Raw genomic sequence first — 4,275 nt, forward strand, 5'->3', positions numbered from 1 at the left:
TGCCCGCTTTGAGAGACTTCGCTAAAAAGTAAACCCCTGTTAACCAATTACTCTCATCGCTGTGAGTCCCGAAATCTTCAATCATTCTAGCTGAAAAGGTGGGCGTTAGAATCCATAAGAAAGGCAATTCTGCGACCGTCAAAGTTTTGTTTGACCGTTTCGCTTTTCTCAAGACATCCCCATGAACCGTGTATAACTTTGACAAACAACTGCGAATCTCTACCTCGGTCGGGGGATTGCGAAAAGGTTCAAATAAACAGGAAGTAGCCGCCATTTTTCCGAGTAACCCTAAAGGTAACTCAGTGGGAGTAGGTGAGCTAAATGGTTCAAACCAGACATCAATTTCTTGAACCTCACTTTTTACTTTCTTACTTTTTCTAATCGTCCCTAGAGGTGTTAGTAATTCCTCTAAATATTCCTTAGCAAATTGGTCATGAATTTGGCGAGTCATTCAAATTAATAATCAAGCATAAAAAGGACGGTAATAATCTTATTATATCATTAATTAAAAAGGAATCCAATCGACAATATCGATCCATTCTTCTGCTTCGGTAGTTTCCCAAATCATAATTAATTCTTCGGCTAGTTTTCCCATTGTTGTTGTGGGATGTATCCAAAACAGTCCCCAGATTTGTTGATTTTTTTGTCAATATTCTTCTAAATGTTCAGGCATACTGGTACGATTATCTGTCACCAAGAGTCGTTGAGATAATCCTAAATACTGTAGAACATCAGGGTCAAGAGTTCCTAACGGTGGTGTATTCGGCTCTCCAATGCGTAAAATATCTATCTCTGGATTTAATCTTAAGACAGCGACTTTCAATCGGGGGGATAAGTTTTCATCCAGTAAAAACTTGATTTTCATACCTTGATAGAATCTTGCCTTTGCTGTTTAATTTTTCTCATCTTTTCTCGTTGAGGTGAAGGATTTTTCAAGGATTCTTGATAGCGAGTCTCTCGCCAATTCTGGAGGCGCAATAAATAGGCATCAATTTTTTGCTGATTCTGGAGATAATAAGTAATAGTAGCGTAGATTTTCTCTAGACTTAGATCGGGATAGATAGCATTTATTTCTTCTGGAGTATAGCCTTCCAAGAAATAAAAGAGTACGTTGTCAATTCCGAGGCGATGACCTTTGATTCTAATATCATCTTCGGAGATAAATAAGAAATAATCTTCTAGTTGCATAATTAATTGTTCCCTTAATTTTATTTCATTTTTACCGCTTATTTATAGCATTTCCTGTTCGCAAGAGGTACATTGTCGAGGTTGAAAGGCTTAATCAGCAAAGGTTTAACTGTGCCACACAGGTGTGAGAACCGCTATATTAATGTTTTATCATAATTAGTTTACCTTGTGCTTCCCTTGTTTTCAAACCTTTAACCGGGATAAACTGCCCCGCGGCCATAACCCCGGCTGCTATGCTGGCGGCCACTTTGACGGAGCTACTTTAACGGGAAGTGTGGATTATCGGCTGGCCGCCGAAATATGTCGGGAACTCGATGCCATCGAGCGAAAGAATTGGCGGGATTATCGAAATCCACCTATCGACCATCGGCAAAAATCTGAGACAGTGCCAGCGCACATCGACCGAGGAAAGGTCAGCGCGGCAGAAACATCAGGCTGTTTTGGGGGAATTGAACGGTCATTCCTTAAATGGCGCAGGTTGAACGATTTTGGTGTTTACTGTCCCAATTGCGTACTGCCCTCTTAAAACAGCGATCGCCGACTCATCGTTAAACGTAATTGTACTACCAGCAGGAGTGAAGCAGTCCGAGAAACCGGCGAGTAAATGACCTAACGAGAGTGCGGTCTCTCGCAGCGAGTGCCTTCGGCAGCGCTGTCAGCTAATTGCCCAGGAAGTGGCCGATGGGGAGGGAGACAGCCGCAATCAAATCCGTCGCCAAAAGAGAGTGGGTGATGCTGCGGTGGGGAAACCTGTCTTCCAGGAAGCTGCTGAGGGGGAAGCAGATTTTGTCGATGGTACTGGTGGTGGTGTCGATGTCGGGAAGCTGGGAACCCAGGACAGCCAAACCCAACGCCATCGGGTCAGCAGTTCCTATGATTAAGGATGTGCCTGCTGCGGCGATGGTGGCGTGGGTGATGGACATGAAGCCGAGAAACATGACTCCTGTTATCGGACGCGATGGGACGTTACCAAAATTATCTACTGTTACCAGAATTCCGTTTATCTTTGCAGACTGCGTTAATCATAGCTTCAGCAAATGTATTCTGATCTCTCAAGTGTTGTAGCAGATCAGGTCCTAAACTTTGGATTAATACTTTACCATTTATTATTGTGCGATTTTCACAATCGATGCCGAGTGCTATCTCGGTTACATCTCCATTTGATAAAATAACTTTGACACGGGCAGCATGGTGATTATCGTGATTAGTGTGAATTCTCTCAACCTCACCAAGATACCACTGATTTCCAGAATGATCTGTTGCTACTAAACGCCAAGATGAAGTCTGTGCTATAGCGAATGTTGGACTTAACAACGTTAGCCCCAGAATAACACCAAGAAGTTGTTGAGGAATGTTCATTAATGGTTACCCCTTTTTTTTGATTCTGACTAATTAGGACATTTTTCTCTATGTTCTCTATATTTCTGCCTTACTTTCTTAAGGTTTGCCTACCGCCCTTTGTAGGTAGTTAAGAGACTGGTTATAGTCAATAATTGCCTGTAGGGATCGACTCCGCACATCGGTAAGCTCCCTTTGGGAGTTAATGACATCGGTTTGAGTACCCACCCCTGCTTGAAAGCGTGAACGAGCGATTCTTAACTGTTCTGTAGCAGTTTCAACGTTTTTTTGCGATATTGTGATGTTCTCCTTACTCGCAATCAGGTTGTTATAGGATTCTTCCACTTGTAGGCGAATTTGGCTACAGGGATTGTCTGATTCAGTGCCATTGATGTTGATATTTCTCTGTGTCTGTTCGGCATTTTTATAAGACAAGGCGACACTCTCAGCCCGAGAAAGATTCCAAGACCCAGCTTCTTTAATCTCATCCGCCGCTCTTGGTTCTTTCGGATACCTTAGATTCAGGGTTTTTGCCAGTTGTAGCCTTGCGAATCGCTGATTGGCAATAGAAAAGTTCATGCTTTGTTTGGCATTAGCCAAATCCATTTCGGCTCGTAAAACATCAAATCTATTTCCTAGTCCCGCCTGTTCTAGCAACTGTGCATCTCTTGTATTCAGGGTCGCATCCTCCATCATTGCTTCCGCGATGTCAACCTTAGCATCTGCCCGTTGTAAATTGTAGTAGTCGCGGACAACCCTGAAGGTAAGTTCTTCAGAAATCTGTTTCTTATCTGATTTGTTGGCTACTCGAAGTCCTTTGTTGTTTTGTTGCGCTAGTTCAATCGCTTGCTTCAAAGTGAGTGAGAGATAATTATCTATTGAATCAGAGGTAGTAGAATTTAGTTCTGGGCTAGGCTCTTCTAGGTTCTGTGTGAGCATGGTATAATAGTAACACAGAACAGGAGGTGGGTTATGTGGATAAATTTTGATCAACTCCTCGATTTACCAAATGTAACAGTGGTCAATTATCAAAAAATTGCTCAGACAATTTTCCTAAAGCTCGCTCTTTTAAATGAAACAATTGAATGTCCGAATTGCCATCAAACCTTGGACAGAATCAATCAGACAGAGTATAATCTAGTCAGAGATTTGTCAATATTAGGCAATCCGGTATATTTAGAAGTACCACGCCGCCAGTTTCATTGTCAAAAGTGCCAAAAGTATATCAGCGAAAGACTGAGTTTTATGAGATTAAGACAGCATCATACAATTCGTTATGAATCGATGATTTATGAGAGAGTAAAAAAATGTAGTATCGAAGAAATAAGTCGAGAAGAAGGGTTAGGATGGTCAGAAGTTCAGTTAATATTTAATAACTGTGCTAAAGAACTAGAAAAGGAAGAGTGGGAAGCACCAGAACGAATAAGCTTGGATGAATTTAGTAACTTAAAAGGACATAAAGATTTCATAACAACGGTCGTAGATCTGGACAAAAAAATTTTACTAGATGTGATTAAAGGACATAAGCAAGAAGAATTAATGGAAGCCTTAAAGGCACAGCCAGACGCAGTTCGGGAGAAGGTGAAAGAAGTGAGCGTCGATATGTGGGGGAGCATCTCACCTTTGTAATAAGTAGAAATGCTTAATGAACTCAATAAAAAAGTTAAAAAAGGCAACCATTTAGATAGGCAGAGCGATGACGAAGGACTTGCGGTACATTACCAGATTCCCAACTTGCACCAGTAATTT

At 41.6% G+C, this 4,275-nt stretch carries 5 protein-coding genes and 3 pseudogenes; 2 read left to right on the forward strand and 6 right to left on the reverse strand.

Annotated features, from left to right (window positions below):
- The 3 genes and pseudogenes from O9295_RS12530 to O9295_RS12540 form a co-directional block, all read right to left on the reverse strand.
- Positions 1-451, reverse strand: a pseudogene (locus tag O9295_RS12530) (hypothetical protein); the annotation flags it as partial.
- A 195-nt stretch (positions 452-646) separates the two neighbouring features.
- Positions 647-865 carry a DUF5615 family PIN-like protein gene (locus O9295_RS12535; RefSeq protein ID WP_228051400.1) on the reverse strand — a complete coding sequence of 73 codons (219 nt, stop codon included), beginning with the start codon at positions 863-865 and terminating at the stop codon, positions 647-649.
- Entirely contained in the window at positions 862-1,188 is a 327-nt protein-coding gene (locus O9295_RS12540; RefSeq protein ID WP_288033136.1) for a DUF433 domain-containing protein, read from the reverse strand. Before O9295_RS12540 ends, O9295_RS12535 begins: the two co-directional genes overlap by 4 nt.
- A 166-nt stretch (positions 1,189-1,354) precedes the next feature.
- Between O9295_RS12540 and O9295_RS12545 the strand changes: the two genes are divergently transcribed.
- Entirely contained in the window at positions 1,355-1,714 is a 360-nt protein-coding gene (locus O9295_RS12545; RefSeq protein WP_288033137.1) for a hypothetical protein, read from the forward strand.
- 133 nt (positions 1,715-1,847) lie between these two features.
- Here the strand turns inward: O9295_RS12545 and O9295_RS12550 are convergent, their stop codons facing one another.
- The 3 genes and pseudogenes from O9295_RS12550 to O9295_RS12560 all read right to left on the reverse strand — a co-directional run.
- Complete coding sequence (locus O9295_RS12550; RefSeq protein ID WP_072319599.1) at positions 1,848-2,126, reverse strand: metal-dependent hydrolase; 279 nt, start codon at positions 2,124-2,126, stop codon at positions 1,848-1,850.
- 37 nt (positions 2,127-2,163) lie between these two features.
- Positions 2,164-2,547, reverse strand: coding sequence for a hypothetical protein (locus O9295_RS12555; RefSeq protein WP_288033139.1), 384 nt, complete (start codon positions 2,545-2,547; stop codon positions 2,164-2,166).
- A 78-nt stretch (positions 2,548-2,625) separates the two neighbouring features.
- A pseudogene (locus O9295_RS12560) lies at positions 2,626-3,183 on the reverse strand (TolC family protein); the annotation flags it as partial.
- A gap of 315 nt (positions 3,184-3,498) precedes the next feature.
- Here O9295_RS12560 and O9295_RS12565 point away from each other — a divergent pair.
- A pseudogene (locus O9295_RS12565) lies at positions 3,499-4,146 on the forward strand (transposase family protein); the annotation flags it as partial.
- Positions 4,147-4,275: the final 129 nt, after the last annotated feature.

The sequence above is a fragment of the Microcystis sp. LE18-22.4A genome, assembly GCF_027531105.1.
Taxonomy (GTDB): Bacteria; Cyanobacteriota; Cyanobacteriia; order Cyanobacteriales; family Microcystaceae; genus Microcystis; species Microcystis aeruginosa.